This window comes from Synechococcus sp. Nb3U1 (genome assembly GCF_021533835.1).
GTDB lineage: Bacteria > Cyanobacteriota > Cyanobacteriia > Thermostichales > Thermostichaceae > Thermostichus.
The window spans coordinates 1,063,225-1,079,227 of sequence record NZ_JAKFYQ010000001.1 but is presented as its reverse complement, the minus strand read 5'-3'; the positions used below and the strand labels follow the sequence as shown (position 1 = coordinate 1,079,227).

At 55.9% G+C, this 16,003-nt stretch carries 17 protein-coding genes; 6 read left to right on the top strand and 11 right to left on the bottom strand.

Features of this window, described 5'->3' with window-relative positions; all coding sequences use genetic code 11:
* A complete protein-coding gene (gene murB, locus L1047_RS04935; RefSeq protein ID WP_235277753.1) occupies positions 1 to 972 on the bottom strand; it encodes a UDP-N-acetylmuramate dehydrogenase in 972 nt (323 codons plus the stop codon).
* Complete coding sequence (gene murC / locus L1047_RS04930) at positions 969 to 2,504, bottom strand: UDP-N-acetylmuramate--L-alanine ligase (RefSeq protein ID WP_235277751.1); 1,536 nt, start codon at positions 2,502 to 2,504, stop codon at positions 969 to 971. The genes murB and murC overlap by 4 nt, the downstream gene beginning before the upstream one ends.
* A 242-nt stretch (positions 2,505 to 2,746) precedes the next feature.
* On the opposite strand from murC, the gene L1047_RS04925 reads away from it, so the two are divergent.
* The 3 genes from L1047_RS04925 to L1047_RS04915 all read left to right on the top strand — a co-directional run bounded on the left by L1047_RS04925 (position 2,747) and on the right by L1047_RS04915 (position 5,900).
* Positions 2,747 to 3,901 carry an efflux RND transporter periplasmic adaptor subunit gene (locus L1047_RS04925; RefSeq protein ID WP_235277749.1) on the top strand — a complete coding sequence of 385 codons (1,155 nt, stop codon included), beginning with the start codon at positions 2,747 to 2,749 and terminating at the stop codon, positions 3,899 to 3,901.
* A gap of 9 nt (positions 3,902 to 3,910) precedes the next feature.
* Positions 3,911 to 5,095 carry an ABC transporter permease DevC gene (gene devC, locus L1047_RS04920; protein ID WP_235277747.1) on the top strand — a complete coding sequence of 395 codons (1,185 nt, stop codon included), beginning with the start codon at positions 3,911 to 3,913 and terminating at the stop codon, positions 5,093 to 5,095.
* A gap of 67 nt (positions 5,096 to 5,162) precedes the next feature.
* Positions 5,163 to 5,900 carry a DevA family ABC transporter ATP-binding protein gene (locus L1047_RS04915; protein ID WP_235277746.1) on the top strand — a complete coding sequence of 246 codons (738 nt, stop codon included), beginning with the start codon at positions 5,163 to 5,165 and terminating at the stop codon, positions 5,898 to 5,900.
* Here the strand turns inward: L1047_RS04915 and L1047_RS04910 are convergent.
* Positions 5,889 to 6,854, bottom strand: a complete 966-nt coding sequence (locus L1047_RS04910; protein ID WP_235277745.1) for a GDP-L-fucose synthase family protein — start codon at positions 6,852 to 6,854, stop codon at positions 5,889 to 5,891. The genes L1047_RS04915 and L1047_RS04910 overlap by 12 nt on opposite strands.
* 270 nt (positions 6,855 to 7,124) lie before the next feature.
* Here L1047_RS04910 and fmt point away from each other — a divergent pair, with 270 nt between their 5' ends.
* Complete coding sequence (fmt, locus tag L1047_RS04905; RefSeq protein ID WP_235277744.1) at positions 7,125 to 8,096, top strand: methionyl-tRNA formyltransferase; 972 nt, start codon at positions 7,125 to 7,127, stop codon at positions 8,094 to 8,096.
* 16 nt (positions 8,097 to 8,112) lie between these two features.
* On the opposite strand, the gene L1047_RS04900 is transcribed toward fmt, so the two are convergent.
* The 8 genes from L1047_RS04900 to L1047_RS04865 all read right to left on the bottom strand — a co-directional run bounded on the left by L1047_RS04900 (position 8,113) and on the right by L1047_RS04865 (position 14,141).
* Positions 8,113 to 9,327: an aminotransferase-like domain-containing protein gene (locus L1047_RS04900; protein ID WP_235277743.1), complete on the bottom strand. Its 1,215-nt coding sequence runs from the start codon at positions 9,325 to 9,327 to the stop codon at positions 8,113 to 8,115.
* Positions 9,328 to 9,359: 32 nt separating this feature from the next.
* The gene (locus tag L1047_RS04895) at positions 9,360 to 10,286 is read right to left on the bottom strand and encodes a hypothetical protein (protein WP_235277742.1); all 927 of its coding nucleotides are present in this window, start codon (positions 10,284 to 10,286) and stop codon (positions 9,360 to 9,362) included.
* A 199-nt stretch (positions 10,287 to 10,485) separates the two neighbouring features.
* Positions 10,486 to 11,046 carry a hypothetical protein gene (locus tag L1047_RS04890; RefSeq protein ID WP_235277740.1) on the bottom strand — a complete coding sequence of 187 codons (561 nt, stop codon included), beginning with the start codon at positions 11,044 to 11,046 and terminating at the stop codon, positions 10,486 to 10,488.
* 103 nt (positions 11,047 to 11,149) lie between these two features.
* Positions 11,150 to 11,911 (bottom strand): orotidine-5'-phosphate decarboxylase, encoded by a 762-nt coding sequence (pyrF, locus tag L1047_RS04885; protein WP_235277738.1) that lies wholly within the window; start codon positions 11,909 to 11,911, stop codon positions 11,150 to 11,152.
* A gap of 2 nt (positions 11,912 to 11,913) precedes the next feature.
* On the bottom strand, positions 11,914 to 12,306 hold the full coding sequence (locus L1047_RS04880; RefSeq protein WP_235277736.1) for a DUF6464 family protein: 393 nt from the start codon (positions 12,304 to 12,306) through the stop codon (positions 11,914 to 11,916).
* Between the two features lie 153 nt (positions 12,307 to 12,459).
* On the bottom strand, positions 12,460 to 12,789 hold the full coding sequence (locus tag L1047_RS04875) for a hypothetical protein (protein WP_235277734.1): 330 nt from the start codon (positions 12,787 to 12,789) through the stop codon (positions 12,460 to 12,462).
* A gap of 71 nt (positions 12,790 to 12,860) precedes the next feature.
* The gene (pgeF, locus tag L1047_RS04870) at positions 12,861 to 13,673 is read right to left on the bottom strand and encodes a peptidoglycan editing factor PgeF (RefSeq protein WP_235277732.1); all 813 of its coding nucleotides are present in this window, start codon (positions 13,671 to 13,673) and stop codon (positions 12,861 to 12,863) included.
* A gap of 6 nt (positions 13,674 to 13,679) precedes the next feature.
* Positions 13,680 to 14,141: a DUF3119 family protein gene (locus L1047_RS04865; RefSeq protein WP_235277731.1), complete on the bottom strand. Its 462-nt coding sequence runs from the start codon at positions 14,139 to 14,141 to the stop codon at positions 13,680 to 13,682.
* A 134-nt stretch (positions 14,142 to 14,275) separates the two neighbouring features.
* On the opposite strand from L1047_RS04865, the gene L1047_RS04860 reads away from it, so the two are divergent.
* Together L1047_RS04860 and L1047_RS04855 are read left to right on the top strand one after the other, a co-directional pair.
* Positions 14,276 to 15,193 (top strand): class I fructose-bisphosphate aldolase, encoded by a 918-nt coding sequence (locus L1047_RS04860; protein WP_235277729.1) that lies wholly within the window; start codon positions 14,276 to 14,278, stop codon positions 15,191 to 15,193.
* A 103-nt stretch (positions 15,194 to 15,296) separates the two neighbouring features.
* The gene (locus L1047_RS04855; RefSeq protein ID WP_235277727.1) at positions 15,297 to 15,761 is read left to right on the top strand and encodes a YidH family protein; all 465 of its coding nucleotides are present in this window, start codon (positions 15,297 to 15,299) and stop codon (positions 15,759 to 15,761) included.
* Positions 15,762 to 16,003: the final 242 nt, after the last annotated feature.

Here is a 16,003-nt window from a genome sequence, read left to right as displayed (position 1 = left end):
TCAAGAGGGAAAGTCAAATTGCCCTAAGATGCGCACCTCTGGTTCCAACAACAGGGACCATTGTTGACTAACTTTTTCCTGAGCCAACTGGATTAAATGGTGAATATCGGTGGCGGTAGCCTGATCGCAATTGAGGATGAAATTGGCGTGGCGCTCTGAAATTTGGGCCCCACCAATCCGATAGCCCTTCAACCCCACCTGCTCGATCAGCCAGCCTGCTGGGTAAGGCTCAGGGTTGCGAAAGACACTGCCACAGCTAGGCAGGTGATAGGGTTGCGAATTCAGGCGTTGGTTGAGATTGCACTGGGTTGCCAACTGCACCTGAGCCGGATCCCCACCTGGGAGCAACTGTAGCGTTACACCTGTTACTGTCCAAGGGGATTGTTGCAGCCGAGAACGGCGGTAGCCGAAGTGTAAATCCTCCCGCTCCAGCCGATACAGCTCCTGTTCCTCATCCAAAATGTGTGCCTCGATCAGCACATCCGACATCGCATAGGCATGAGCCCCGGCATTCATCACCACGGCTCCCCCCACCGTACCGGGGATCCCGATCGCCCACTCCAACCCTTGCCAACCCTGCTTGGCTGCCACCCGCGACAAATTCACCAAAGGCTCACCGGCGGCAGCCCAAATTCTCCCCCCTTCCAACAGTTGCAGCCCGCGTAACCGACGGGTGTTGATCACCAACCCCCTCAGGCCGGCATCGCTAATTAGAAGATTGCTGCCCGCCCCCAACAGCGTAACCGGGATCCCTTCCGCCCGGGCCCAACCCAAACACTGCCGCAGTTCCAAATCCGTATGGGGCTCGCAGTACCACTCAGCTTTGCCCCCAACTCGAAAAGTGGTCAGAGGGGCCAGCGGGATCCCCGACTGAATCAGTCCAGACAATCCCGCAAAACTCGAGGTAGAGGTCAATGAGGGGTCAGGCGTACGGGGGCTATCCCGCAGGATTATCACTGGAGCCGTAGTCATGATGCCAACACCTCAGATGCACCCTTCTCTCTGTCTAGGGCGGAATCTTGAACGAACCAGGCTGACCCACTTTTAGGATGCGCCAGGGGCTGCCGCTCAGCCTGAACAGCATATGCCCGCATCGTAGCCGCTATCTGCTGATTCAGATCGCCTGCACCCAGGAAAGTCACCAGATCGCCAGGTTGCAAAACAGACCGTAATATCTCTGGCAACTGCTGCAAAGAAAACACATGCCGTACATGGGGGTGATGCTCAGACACCGCCACCGCCAACCGCAAGCTGTCGGAACGCAAAGGAGGTGGCTCCCCAGCCCCGTAAGTGGGCACGATCAACACCACATCCGCATCCCCAAAACAGCGGGCAAAATCTTGAAAAAGGGTCGCCAAACGACTGTGACGATGGGGTTGAAACACCGCTACCACTCGACGTTGCTGTAGCCGGGCGGCCCGCAGGGTAGCCTGAATTTCACTGGGGTGATGGGCATAATCGTCGATGAAGGTTACCCCCCCCACTTCGCCTTTGTGCTCAAAGCGGCGATGGGCTCCCTGAAATTGAGATAATGCTGAGGCGATCACCGCAAACCCCAAACCCAACTGGCGACCCACGGCAATGGCAGCCAAGGCATTGCTGAGGTTATGGGATCCCAATACTTGTAAGCGCAGATGGCCGAGCAGGGATCCCCCTTCCCAAATTTCGGCTGTGGTGGAATCCCCGGCATAACTGATCTGATGAGCTTGGTAGAGGGCCTGTGGGTGCCCCTGCAGGCTATAGCCCACATCCACTGATAGATGAGCTGCTACATTCGGGCAATCCAGAGACGCGATCAAGGTTTGACTTTGTTGCCCATATTCTTGAAAAGCCCGGATCACTTGATCTAGATCGGTGTAATGATCCGGGTGATCCAGCTCAATATTGGTGATCACCCCCACCTTGGGGTGTAGCCGCACCAGCGATCCATCCGATTCATCCACTTCCGCTACCAAATACTCCCCCTGACCGAGGCGGGCATTGCCCTCCCAAGCATCCACCTCCCCGCCGATGATTAAGGTGGGATCCCAGCCAGCCGAGAGCAACATGTAGCCAATCATGCTGCTGGTGGTAGTTTTGCCATGGGTGCCCGCCACCCCAATGCTAGGGCGATGGTTAAACAGGGCCGCCAACAAATCGGTTCGGTGCCAAATCGGTAAGCCTTTTCCCAAAGCAGCAGCCAATTCCGGGTTACTGGGGCGAATGGCGCTGGAATAGATCACCTGCGGATCCCCGATAATCCCCTCCGGGGTATGGCCCTGGACAAAACGTACCCCCAAAGCTTCCAGTCGGCGGGTACGACCATTGGCGGCAATATCCGAACCGGAAACCCGAAACCCTTGCTTGGCCAGGATATAGGCCAGCGCCGACATGCCCACCCCGCCAATGCCCACAAAGTGATAGGTAGAAAATAATGGATTTAACGGATCTAAAGTTAGGGGCAAAGGCCGAGGATGAACCGGCACCGACGTAATGGGATCCTCCCCCCCAAGCGTTTCTAGCATCGCAACTTCACCCCACTCCTAAAGACCACCACACCCTAAAAATTGGCACCCGAAGCACAGGTTCCGAACAGGCCACATCATATCAGGAATCCCCTGAGGGAGGTAGTTCGCGCTTCACAGCGGAGCAAGGGGGCGAAAATACGGTGAAAACAGAAACCAAAGAATACAGCTGGACATCCTAGCTCAACAAATTTTACATTTGTTTAAGAATGCTCAAGACGCAGAAAGTTAACGGGATCTCGATGAAACAACATGTGCTTTGGTCGATGGTGGTGGCTGGGATCCTTGGGTCAGCAACGTTGGCAGGGTTGGTTCTGGGCCAACAGGGCGCCACGCAGTCTACATCGGCAGAGGGTTCTGAAGCGGCGGCTGAAACTCCTCTACCCCCCCGCATCGGTGCCCTGGGTCGGATCGAGCCAGAAGGAGAAGTCTTGCGCATTGCCGGCCCTGCCGGAGAACGGGTCGGTGAGCTATTGGTGGCAGAGGGGGATAAAGTGGTCGCAGGACAGGTGGTGGCCCGTCTGGAGAGTTATGCTGAGCGGGCAGCAGAACGAGAGTATGCAGCGGCCCAATTGCAGGAGGCCCGCGCCCGACTGGAGGCCGAGACCCGGTTTAGTCAGGCCCAAATCCAGGAGGCTCGCACCCGAGTGAGCCAGCTGGATCAACCCCAACTGATGCAAATTCGCTCCCAGGAGGCTGTTGTCGAACGCATTCAGGCAGAACTGGCGGATGCAGAAGCCAATTTGGCCCGCTTTCAGGCCCTTTGGCAGGAGGGGGCGGTCTCCCGACAGGAGCTAGACCAGCGCTCCCTAGTCGTGCGGCAACGGCAGGAGGAACTGCGCTCAGCTCAGGCCACCCTCACCCAACTGCAAACAGCTCGTACTCAAGATCTGCTCAATGCCCAAGCCCAAGTCCAGGCCGCCGAAGCGGGACTCACTCTGGCCCAAGCCCAAGTGCAACTGGGATCCCTGGCCCGCAATCTGGAGCTAGCAGAGGCCCGCCTAGAACGCACCCTGATCCGTTCCCCCCGAGATGGCCGGGTGTTGCAAATTCGGACTTATCCTGGAGAAGCGATCGCCAACAACGACGGCATTCTCGACCTGGGCAATACCGACCAGATGATGGTGGTGGCGGAAATCTACGAAACCGACATTCTGCGCATTCAACTGGGGCAACAGGCCACCATTAGCAACCGCGCCTTGCCAGAAGAATTGCGGGGTCAGGTGGAGCGAATTGGGCTGCAAATCCGCAAAAAAGATGTCTTAAATACCGATCCTGCTGCTGATGTGGATGCCCGCGTGGTGGAGGTGCGCATTCGTCTCGACCCGCAAAGTAGTGAGCGGGTGGCAGGGCTGACCAACCTGCAGGTAGATGTAGCAATCGATGTAGAGGGGTAAGTGCAACTGATGTCCTCCCTTTTCAGTCTCGCCTTCATTCGCACCAAAACCCCCCTAGCTTGGCTACAACTGACGCGGGAAAAGATCCGCCTTTTAGTCGCATTGGCCGGAATTGCTTTTGCCTGCATTTTGATGTTTATGCAGCTAGGCTTTCGGGATAGTTTGCTGGAAAGTGCCATTCGCTTTCATGTGGCCTTGCGGGGAGACATCTTCTTGGTCAGCCCCCAATCCAACGCTCTGATCGCTATGGACACCTTTTCACAGCGGCGGCTTTATCAAGCTCTGGGCTTTGAGGGTGTACAGTCCGTCTCACCTGTCTACGTCAGTTTCGCCCTTTGGAAGAACCCGGAAACCCGTCGTACCCGTAGCATCTTTGTGGTGGGGGTGGATCCCTCTGCGGACTTACTGGATTTGCCGCAACTGACCCCTGCGAAGCTAGAGGAGATCAAAAAAGCCGATGTGGTGCTGTTTGATCGCAGCTCTCGGAATGAGTTTGGCCCGATTCCTGAGTGGTTTGAGGCGGGACGAGAGGTGATCACTGAAGTGGGCAATCGGCGGGTCACCGTGGGCGGCCTATTCCAGATGGGGGCAACCTTCGGAGCAGATGGCACAATCCTGACCAGCGATTTGAACTTTCTGCGGCTGTTCCCACAGCGGGGGCGGGGCTTGGTGGATATTGGCGTGGTGCAGGTGCAACCGGGGGTGGATCCAGAACCGATTTTGCAACAGATGCGGGTAGTGCTGCCGGAGGATGTGCGGGTGCTCTCTCGGGATACCTTCATCGAGATGGAGAAGACCTACTGGGAGGAAGGCACGGCGATTGGCTTCATTTTCGGCCTCGGGGTAGGCATGGGCTTTATTGTTGGCATCGTCATCGTCTATCAGATTCTCTATACCGATGTGTCGGATCACTTGGCGGAATATGCCACCCTCAAGGCGATGGGATACACCGATGGCTACCTGCTGGGGGTGGTGTTTCAGGAGGCGATTTTCCTGGCGGGGCTGGGTTATATTCCGGCTTTTGCCCTGTCGATTTTGCTCTACGATTTGACGGCCAATGCCACTTTGCTGCCCGTCGCCATGACCCTGAATCGCGCTGCGTTGGTGTTAGGTTTGGCAGTAACGATGTGCTTTATTTCCGGGGCAATTGCAGTGCGGCGATTGCGAGCAGCGGATCCAGCCGATATTTTTTGACAGGTTTTCCAGTTTTTTCCCTTGTTTTTCGTTGTTGTTCTGGGTTGTCAGGATCCCTTTTTTGAATATGGTTACCTCTTTCTTCACCCAGCCTATAGCCCCCCCAGTTACTGCTTCCGGCGAACCCGTGCTGAGGGTGGAGGGTTTGAACCACTATTTCGGTGAGGGATCCCTGCGCAAACAAATCCTCTTCGATATCAACCTTACCCTGAACTCCGGTGAGATCGTCCTGATGACCGGGCCTTCGGGATCCGGCAAGACCACCTTGTTGACCCTACTGGGGGCTTTGCGCTCAGTGCAGGAGGGCAGCCTACGGATGATGGGGCAAGAACTGCGGGGAGCCGAGCAGAGTACGCTGATCCAAGCCCGCAAACAAGTCGGCTACATTTTTCAGGCTCATAACCTGCTCAAATGCCTAACGGCTGCACAAAACGTGCAAATGTCACTGGAACTGCACGATAATCTCTCCCGCAAGCAGGCCAAGCAACGGGCGGAGGAGATGCTGGCAGCCGTGGGCTTGGCGGATCGCACTCACTATTACCCTGAAAAGCTCTCGGGTGGGCAAAAACAACGGGTGGCCATTGCTCGGGCTTTGGTCAGCCACCCCAAATTGGTCTTGGCAGATGAACCGACGGCCGCTTTGGACAGCAAATCTGGGCGGGAGGTGGTGACCCTGATGGAGAAACTGGCCCGGGAGCAGGGTTGTACGATTCTGATGGTGACCCACGACAACCGCATCCTGGATGTGGCGGATCGAGTGCTGCACATGGAAGATGGCCGCCTACAGAGCCAATCAATAGCCTGAGTGCTGGCGGTACCATGCGATGGTGCGCTGCAGACCCTCCCGTAGGCTGACCTTTGCTACAAACCCCATTGTCTCGCGGGCCTTGGACACATCCAAACAGCGACGGGGTTGACCGTTGGGTTTATCGGTTTGCCAGCGAATCTCCCCGCTAAACTCCATCAGCTCACAAATTAAAGTAATCAGATCCCGAATAGAGATCTCTTCGCCTGTACCCAAGTTGAGGGGATCCGCCCCGTTGTAAAGTTGACTGGCCATGACAATGCCGCGGGCCGCATCCTCAGCATAGAAAAACTCCCGGGTCGGGCTGCCATCTCCCCAGACGTAGAGGTGATCCTGCGCCTGGAGCTGTGCCTCATGCACCTTGCGAATCAAAGCAGGAATGACATGGGAACTGGCGGGGTCGAAATTATCCATTGGGCCGTAGAGGTTGACGGGCAGTAGATAAATACCATTGAAGCCATATTGCTGCCGATAGGCTTGTAACTGCACCAGCAGAGCTTTTTTGGCCACCCCATAGGGGGCATTGGTCTCTTCCGGGTAACCGTTCCACAGATCTTCTTCTTTGAAGGGAACGGGGGTGAATTTGGGATAGGCGCAGATGGTGCCGACACAAACGAACTTTTCTACCTCCGCCTGATAGGCGGCGTGGATCAGCTGGGATCCCATGATCAAATTGTCGTAGAACAGCTCGGCAGGCTTGGCTTGGTTGAGGCCGATCCCACCTACATGGGCCGCCAAATGGATCACCAGATCTTGTCCCTGCACCACCTCCTGGCACACCTCTAAGCGACGCAGGTCATGGGTTTGGGAGCGTGGGATCCGCACTTGTTCTGGACTCACCCCCAGCACTTGCAACTGTTCCATCACGTGTTTGCCCAAAAAGCCGCTACCCCCAGTGAGCAAAATTCGCTTCTGGCTGAGATCGATGGAAGTGGAGAGGCTATTTGGCATCATGAGCCCGTGTAGAGAAACGCTGCCCTCTATTATCCCAGAGCTTGATGGCTTGCCCGGGGTAGGCTAGTTTACGGGTAGGATGCAAGCTCCTACTTTCAAATGCAGGGGTAGTCGTACCCGTAGGCCTGTTGTGGAGAAGGCTGTATCTTCAAGTCCCCAACTGCTGCTGGATGCTACAGGTGTCGGGAGTTGTCACACCCCCATCTGCAAACCCGCGCAGATCCCCCATCCCCTCTAAACTGAAAGGGGCGATTCTGCTCCTGTTCAACCATGCGGATTGTCTTTTTCGGCACACCAGAATTTGCCCTGCCCTCTTTGCAGATCCTCTTGCAACGACCCGAATTTGAGGTGGTGGGGCTGGTGTGTCAGCCGGATCGGCCTCAAGGGCGGGGACAGAGAGTGATCCCTCCTGTCACAAAGGTTTTGGCGCAGTCCCATGGAATCCCGATTTGGCAGCCAACTCGTCTACGGCGGGATGCAGAAGTGTTGGAAGCGCTAGCTACCTTGGCAGCCGATGTATTTGTGGTGGTGGCCTATGGCCAGATTTTGCCCCTGACGGTGCTGCAAATGCCCAAGTTGGGCTGTGTGAATGTGCATGGATCCCTGTTGCCTGCCTACCGGGGTGCAGCTCCGATTCAGTGGGCCATTGCTCATGGAGAAACCGAAACGGGGATCACCACCATGCTCATGGACGAAGGGATGGACACAGGAGCGATGTTGCTCCAGGCCAGCTTACCGATTGGGCCAGAGCAAACGGGATTGGAATTGACAGCACAACTGGCCCAAATGGGAGCAGAACTTCTGGTGGAAACCCTGTTGAAACTAGAAAAGGGAGAACTCATTCCAATTCCCCAGGAGGGATCCCTGGCTAGCTACGCCCCTCTGCTCAAGAAACAAGATTTCCACCTCGATTGGAACCGCCCGGCTCAGGCGCTGCACCATCAAATTCGCGCCTTTTCCCCCCAGTGTTTTACCGGCTTGCAAGGACAACGCATCAAGATTATTCGCTCTGGCTCCCCTCAGCTGCATCCTGCCCCCCCAGAACTGCCCCAGGGCCTACCCGGAGAGGTGGTGGGATTCGCCAAGGGAGAGGGAGTGTATGTGGCGACCGGTGAGGGATCCCTGCTCCTTCGCCGGGCACAACTGCCTGGGAAAAAGGAGCAATCGACTTGGGATTGGATGAATAGTGGGCGGTTGGGGGTGGGAATGCGTTTTGAAGCTTTGTCCACAGACGAAAAATAATACCAATCATGCAGGGCTACAGCTTGTTACGGAGTGAGTGCATCCTTTCTCCGATGGTTTGGATCCCGGTCACGATGCGTTCGTCCGGCTGATAGCTAAAGGCAAGACGGAACGCATCGTCTCCTTGACCATCTGCAAAACAACGGGTACCTGGTAAGAAGGTTACTCCTAACTCTCGGGTAGCTTGGAGCAGATCCGTCGCCTTGAGATCAGGGGGCAGCTCACACCAGACAAAAAAACCGCCTCCTGGAGCCTCAACCCGGACATCTTCTGGAAAAGCTTGAGCCAAGCTATCCAGCATCAACTGGCATTTTTCTCGGTAACGCTGGATCAGGTGTTGAATGTGGCGTTGCAAGCGGCCTTCTCCACAATAGCGAGCCACCACGCGCCCCAAAAAAGGGCCCAGGGATCCCTCGCTGCGAAACATATCCAACCGCCGAATGATTTCAGGATGGCCACAGGCCCAGCCCACCCGTACTCCCGGCACGACGATCTTAGAGAAAGTGCCTACATAGAGCACCCAGCCTTCACGATCCATAGAAGCCAGAGTCGGCAAGGGATCCCCGGCGAAGCGCAGATCGTAGTATGCGTCATCTTCCACCACCACCACGCCGTAGTCAGCCGCCAACTGCACCAATTTTTGCCGCCGCGCCAGGGAGAGGGTCGAGCCTTTCGGGTTTTGGAACGTGGGGATGGTGTAAATGAAACGAGGGCGGATCCCTTGGTAAGCCAAGTCTCGTAATACTTGCTCTAAGTGATCCACTACCATGCCCTCTCCATCCACCGGGATTGAGATGAGGCGTGCCCCAGCCGCTGCAAAACGGCTGACTGCCCCCATGAAGGTGGGCCCTTCTACAATCACCACATCCCCAGGCTCCACAAAAACTTGTGGCAACAGGCCCAGGATCTGTCCTGATCCATAGCTGATCAGCAGGTTTTCCAGTTCGGCCTGTACCCCTCTGGCCTGCATCAACTGCAACACTGAGTCGATCAGCCCACCAAAAGTACCGCCGTAATTAAGGGCATCCTCCCCATCTTCCGCCAACACCTCTGCTGTCGCCTGGGCCAACTCAGCCTTAGGAAACAGGGCTGGATCCGCCAGCCCAAAGGCAAAACTGGTCACCACCGGCACCGCACCGGGAATCTCCGCACCGAAGGGGGGAGGGATAAGGGTCTTGGCGCGCTCGGCGAACAAGCTGTGTAACTGGGGGCGAATAGGAGTTTGGGTCATGGGAGTGGAAGACAGAAAGGGAACGGTTGAGCTTAGGCCAACGCCTGCCAAGATAACAGGAAAGAACTGCCCAACAGCAGGGATCCCAGTACACGTCGCCAAGGAGGATAAGGGATCTCCGCCAGTACCCCTCCCGCACTCAAGCACAGCAATGGCAGCACCACCAAGCCCCAGCGGGCACTCTGCTGCAGACCATTCACCTGGGGCCCCCAAACCAGCAAAGCCAGCCAACCCATCCACAAGACATGCCCCAAACTCGCCAGACTCAATAGAGTCTGTTGTCGCTCCGCCCAGGGCCAGCCGAGCCGTACCAGGGTTAAGCCCAAAGGCAACATCAAGGTGGCCAACACCGCCAGTCCGCTTGGGTAGCTAAGACGATGTAAAGACAGGGTAGAAACGGTCATCCCTGAAAGTAAATCCGTCCGCCATAGCCAGGAAAGCCCCATCACCAGCAGGATTAAACCCGGCCCCCGCCAGCGCTGTCGAGGCCACTGCTGACTGATCCACAGCCCCATCAACAGAAATGCCAAGGGCCAAACTTTGGATGTAAGGGCACAGGCCAGAGCCAACCCTCCCCAGCGGAGAGAGGAACCCACGCCACAACTCCAGAGCAAAACCAAGCTGCCCAAAATCTCGCTGCCCGGTTCTAATCCTTGGGTCAATACCCAGGGGCTGAGCCCCCACAGTCCGGCACTCCAAAAATTGCCCCAGCTCCAACACAACAGCAGAATCACCAAGCAGGCCAACACCGACAGCACTCGCAGCACCCCTTCAGCGGGGATCCCCGTTCCCTGAGCTAGCCAAGGCAAGAGCCCACCCGCAATCGATTGGTATAGGGGCAGTTCCGGTTGGGTGGAGCCAAGGGCTCCCTCAGAACCGCCAGCAGGCAACACCCGCCACCACTGCAAATGTGTCGGTTGAGCGATGGAGCGCAGACGCTGGCCCAGCAAGAGCCCCATGCCACCCCAGAGGAGCCAGTTACTCAGCGATCCTCCCAAGCGTTGACGTTTGTTCCTCAAGCTCAGATGAGGCGCTGAACCACGGGGCTGGCGCAGAGGATTGCGGGGAGTAGCGGGGGGAAATTTCATTCTCCTCAGGCGCAATTCCATAATGCTACGCATCGCTTACGCGACCGAGAAATCGGAGCAGCCCTCCAACTCAAACAGAAGGCTTAGTTAACTCTAGATCGCCCGTCAAGGGGCAACCGGCCTGCTGCCAGCTTCGGATTGCTTGGGCGGTGATTCCATCCGTAACATCGCGGATTGCCGTACCCGATCCGGTTACCTGCAGGCGTACCAGTTGCCAGGGATCCCTGAAGGTAGAGCGGATGAGGTAAGCCTCGTAGGCCAGTTGAATGCTCTCGGTACGACGACCGGCCAAAGGGTTTTGGCTTCTTTCTGAATTGGGATCCAGAACTAAGCGGCGTTCTAGGGTGGTGAAATAGAGTCGAAAGCCCTGCGGAAGGGATCCCGTTGTTGGGATGGGTAAACCCTCCAGTGAAGATAGAGGTTCCACCTCAGGTTCTCCCACCAACACCACCTGAAACTCGGAACGGGAGCGACTCAAGGCCAAATTTAAGAACAAAGGTAACTGTTCAGTCAGCCCTTCAGCCCAAGTTTGCGGCTCCGCCAGACATCTTTCAAAGCTGGGTTCTATGCTGGGTTGACTGAGGGCAGGAGCGGTGGGTAGGCACCACAAACTGGCCGTAGTGAAGACCATTCCAAGACTCAAGTTGCCCCAACCTAGGGAGGCTATTTTTCCGAAGGTCACTTTGACCGGAGTGACCGGGGTAGGAGGCTGCTCAGTCCACAGGAGGTCTAGCTCAATGGGCAACAGCATCACACAACTGTTGAAAGGCGATCACAGGATCTGGAGCAGCAGTCACCGGGCGACCCACCACCAAATAATCGGCCCCTGCCTGTAAGGCTCTAGCCGGAGTCCAAATGCGCTGTTGGTCATCTTCCGTCGGGTCATCGCCTGTAAAGGAGGGAGAAAGGCGGATCCCTGGGGTGACAAGCAACACATCCGACCCGAAAATTTGACGCAGCCGCGCGACTTCTTGGGGGGAGCAAACTAGGCCGGTAAACCCCTGCGCTTGGGCTAGCTGAGCCAAATGTAGGGCGTAGTTAGCGGGATCCTTGCCAATACACAACTCTTGCTGCACCTGTTCGGGGCTGAGGCTGGTGAGGAGGGTAACCGCCAACAACCGACAGGGGCTGGATTGGGCTGCTTCAGCCGCTGCCCGCAACATAGCACTGCCGCCACTAGCATGAATGGTGAGCAGATCCACCCCATAACCGACGGCCACTTGGGTGGCACGCCCGACGGTATTGGGAATATCGTGCAGTTTCAAATCCAAGAAAATCCGCTTGCCCCGCTCTTTTAGGGCCCGCAAAATCGGGGATCCAACCGCCGTAAACAGCTCCAACCCCACCTTCCACCACAGCACCTGGGGCAAGCAATCCACCCATTGCAACGCCTGTTCCCAAGAGGAGGTATCCAGGGCGATGATCAAGCGATCGCAAGCCCTAGCAGGCCCACGCTCACCGGCAGTGACAACAGAAGGGCTAGCCGGGCTCCCCATGACTACCCCTCCACTTTTTCGTAATGAGGGCAACCTTCACAGGGGCCACAGGGGTTAACCGCACAGCGCAACTCGGGGGAACGGGCATTATAGCGACAGGTGGGATCCCCGATACAGCCCGGAGGAGTGGCGATGTAGGTGTAGACAACCAGGCCCCCAAATCCAATCGGGCTGACATACACGGTACTGGTGCTGAAAGTTTCGTTGGAGCGCTCCGGATCCGGTTCTGGCTCATTGACTCCCCAAAATTGCTCCCATTGGGTGAGGGTTTCCTCCAAAGGGATAGCCAGTTGCTCCGCCAGTCCAGTGAAGAAGTTTTCCAGAGAGGCTAGGCTTGCTTCGGCAGCTTCGCTGAAGGCTGCAACCCACTCTTCCAGTAGTTTCTCAAAATCCATGCAGCAGCGACCATGGGCATCCCTTTTACCTTACAGCTTTTTCAAGCTACCGAGATTCGTCGCAGTGCTCCAACCTCATTCCGACTGAGAACGGAAAAGCGCTAGAGGCAGGAGCCGTCGGACGAACGGATAAACATCATCTCGACTCATCGGCTAACTTCCCCTCTGACAAACCGTATCCACCAAAGCTTGATCCACCAGCGGAAATAGTTCCGCCAACTCTTCCGTAGATAAGTTTCCCGTACAGACATTGGCGCGAATATGCCACTCTGCCCACCTTTGCGCAGAAGGAGTCGAGGCATCCCTATCTTCAACAGAACCCGAAGCACCCACAGGCGCTGGGGATCCACCTCGCCCCGCTCCGATATTCAGCTGCAGTTGGCTGGCGCGGTTGACCGCCCCCAAACTTTGTGCATTTGCCTCTACTCCGAAAGGAATGCTGAGGGACAGAGCCATAAAAAACAATCCGGCACTCCGAAGCATGGGATCCTCGCCAGGGATAGGTATTATGACATTATGACTATTATTCTCAATTTTTTCTCAATTTTGTGCGGCTATGCCCGCAAACCAATCCCTGACCACTGCACACAATGGCGCCCTTGCTCATCCTTCAGGGATCCATCGCGGCGGTAGGAAAAAAAGTCTTGTGGCTGGCTGAGGGTGCAATGGGGGCTGAGGGCGATGTGCTCCGGCGGGATCCCATGGGTTTGGGCCTGAGCTTGATGAACCTGGCGCAGATCCAGACGCACTTTGCCGGGATGCGGATCGTCTAGGAGGGCCGAATGAGCCGCTGCAGAGGAAGGAAGGGTTTGTAAGATCTGCTCTGCCACCTCTGCGGAGACCTGGTACACCGCACCGGAAATGGCTGGCCCAATAGCGATACGGATTTGTTCAACAGGGATCCCGGCCTGGGCAAACTGTTGCAACACGTTGGGCAAAATGTTGGCGGCGGTTCCTCTCCATCCGGCATGAATGGCTGCCACCCACCGCTGACTGGCCACCAAAATCGGTACACAATCGGCGGTACATACCCAAGCGGAGTCGGATCCCTGGCGGGCGATCACCGCATCCACTTGTGGGCGAGTTATGGCCACTTCTCTGGTTTCGGAAGAGGGTTCAGGCAACATTGAGTGATCGGGAGTTGAAGTGAGCTCAACTTCGTCTGCCCAGATCCAATCGGGGCCATGCACCTGGTGGCCCCATACGGCTCGGTCGGGGGGTAACTGCAACTGAGCCGCCAACCGGGGAGGCTGATGGGGGTGAATTTGGCGACACCCAAAAGCGTGGGGCCAGTCTGACAGAAGCTGACACTGTAACCAGCGCAAGCCTTCTGTTTGTTGCCAAACCCACATCTTGGAACTGTGCATGGGTATTTATCGACTGGATGGAGCCTGTTCTGACTTGGCTGTCTCTGGGGATCCCGAACTATTCTCTGTTGCTGAAGTCAAGGGTTCTTGCTTCGGGTGCAGATATCCCACCCGCTGTTCTAGGCAGCTTTGCAATTCGGCAGGATTGAACAACGTCGGCAAAAAATGAATGCTTTGGGTTTCCCGGAAAAAGAACAAAATCGGCAGCGCAGGCCAGAAAATTTGCCAGTCCCGCCATTCACTGTAGGGAAACTCTCGAATCCGCTTGGAGCCGCTGTACACTTGCAAAGCTGTTTTGGTAAAGGCCAGCCCAATCAGAGCGGTTTGCACCACCAAAAACAGGCCAAATAGCCCCACCCCCAAGGCCGCCCAAAAAGACAGCCAAAATAAGGGCACTGACAGCGCCAGAATGGCCAAACTAAGGCGAAAATCAGGGGTAAGCAAGTGGGCAGAATCGGATTTCACCATGGTTTGCGCTCCTCTCCCGGCAGCAAGGATCCCAGCGACATTCTAGGCTGCCTCGACCCCGATTAGAAAATGACCTGCTCAGTCTCCTCTCAGGAGAGAAGGTTAGCCTGAAATCGTCATCCCCACTTCCTCCCATGTCTGAGATTACACAAAAAATCCTCTCCTGGTACGGCAGCGACACCCCAGGCACCCTGACGAATCTGGCGCGTCTCCTCGAACACGGATCCCTGGCAGGTACGGGAAAATTGGTGATTTTGCCTGTGGATCAGGGGTTTGAACATGGCCCCGCCCGCAGTTTTGCTCCCAACCCGCCGGCCTACGATCCGCGCTATCACTTTCAGTTGGCCATCGCAGCCGGTTGCAATGCCTATGCGGCCCCATTGGGGTTTCTGGAGGCAGGGGCACGAGAATTTGCCGGACAGATCCCGTTGATTTTGAAACTGAATGACCACGATCTCTTGCAAAATGAGGCGGATCCGATCCAGGCAATCACCGGCAGTGTCGCGGATGCGTTGCGCTTGGGCTGCGTGGGCATTGGCTTTACCATCTATCCCGGCTCTAGCTACCGCTTTGAGATGTACGAACAGATTCGAGCCATTGCCGAAGAAGCAAAACAGTACGGGTTGGTGGTGGTGATCTGGTCTTATCCTCGTGGATCCGGCATTTCTAAGCAGGGGGAAACTGCCATCGACATTTGTGGCTATGCGGCTCATATTGCAGCCCAGTTAGGCGCCCACATCATCAAGGTCAAACTGCCCACCGCTCATATTGAACAGGAAGCAACCCGCAAAGTTTATGAGAAGGAAGGGATCCCGATTTCAACCTTGGCGGATCGGATCCGGCATGTGGTGCAATGTGCTTTTGATGGGCGGCGGATCGTCATTTTTTCCGGTGGGCCTGCGATTGGAGAAACCGAGCTGCTCGAAGAAATTCGGGGCATTCGGGATGGAGGCGGTTTTGGCTCGATTATCGGACGCAATTCTTTTCAACGACCGAAGGCGGAAGCGATTCGGCTACTGCAAAGCATTATGAGCATTTATCAAGGGCAATGATCTAGAGGGCTACGTCGCCTGACCTCGATTGGATGGGAGGTGGAGAGAGAAGGCTAATAACGATGTTTGCGAAAAACTTCAGCTAGAGGTGTTATTTCCAGAGATGGGCTCGATGATCGGGATCCCAAGCTCTAAAATTGAATCCATGAACCTCCCCCCCGACCGACAACGAGAACATCAAGCGAACGAACGTACCTTTTTGGCTTGGTTGCGTACTTCAATTGCCCTGATTGGCTTTGGCTTTGCCATTGCGCGCTTTAGCTTGTTCTTGCGACAACTGCAGGTGAATGTAACCCAAGATCCACAACAGGCGGATCCGGTTCATGCCCTCTTGAATGCAGAAAACCTGGGGCTGTTGCTGGTTGTATTTGGAGTGCTGATGATTGGTCTTTCTGCCTGGCGGTATAACCAGGTACTCCGGCAAATTGAGCAGGGGAATTTTCGCCCGAGCCGCCTAGTGATTTGGATGATGGCTGGGGTCGTGGCTTTGTTCGGGTTACTGAGTATTCCCTTGGTGTTGTGGCGCAACCGAACTCAGGATGCTCCCCCGATCGATTTGCCTGAATAAACTAAACTGAAGAGCCTTCAGGTTCTCGCTCGCTTGGGGTTCCTCCCGACAGTCAGGTTCCAGTTGATGATCCGCTAGACTGCTCTTTGTCAGTGACTCCGTTCGGTGTGCGGGAGAGTAGATGGTTGAATATGCAAATAGTAAATACAAGAAAAACATAAGAAACTTACACCAGAATTTCTCTTTTCCTTAATCTCTGCTTAATTCAAGACTCATAAGATGAGTTCGGTTTGAGGCATTTT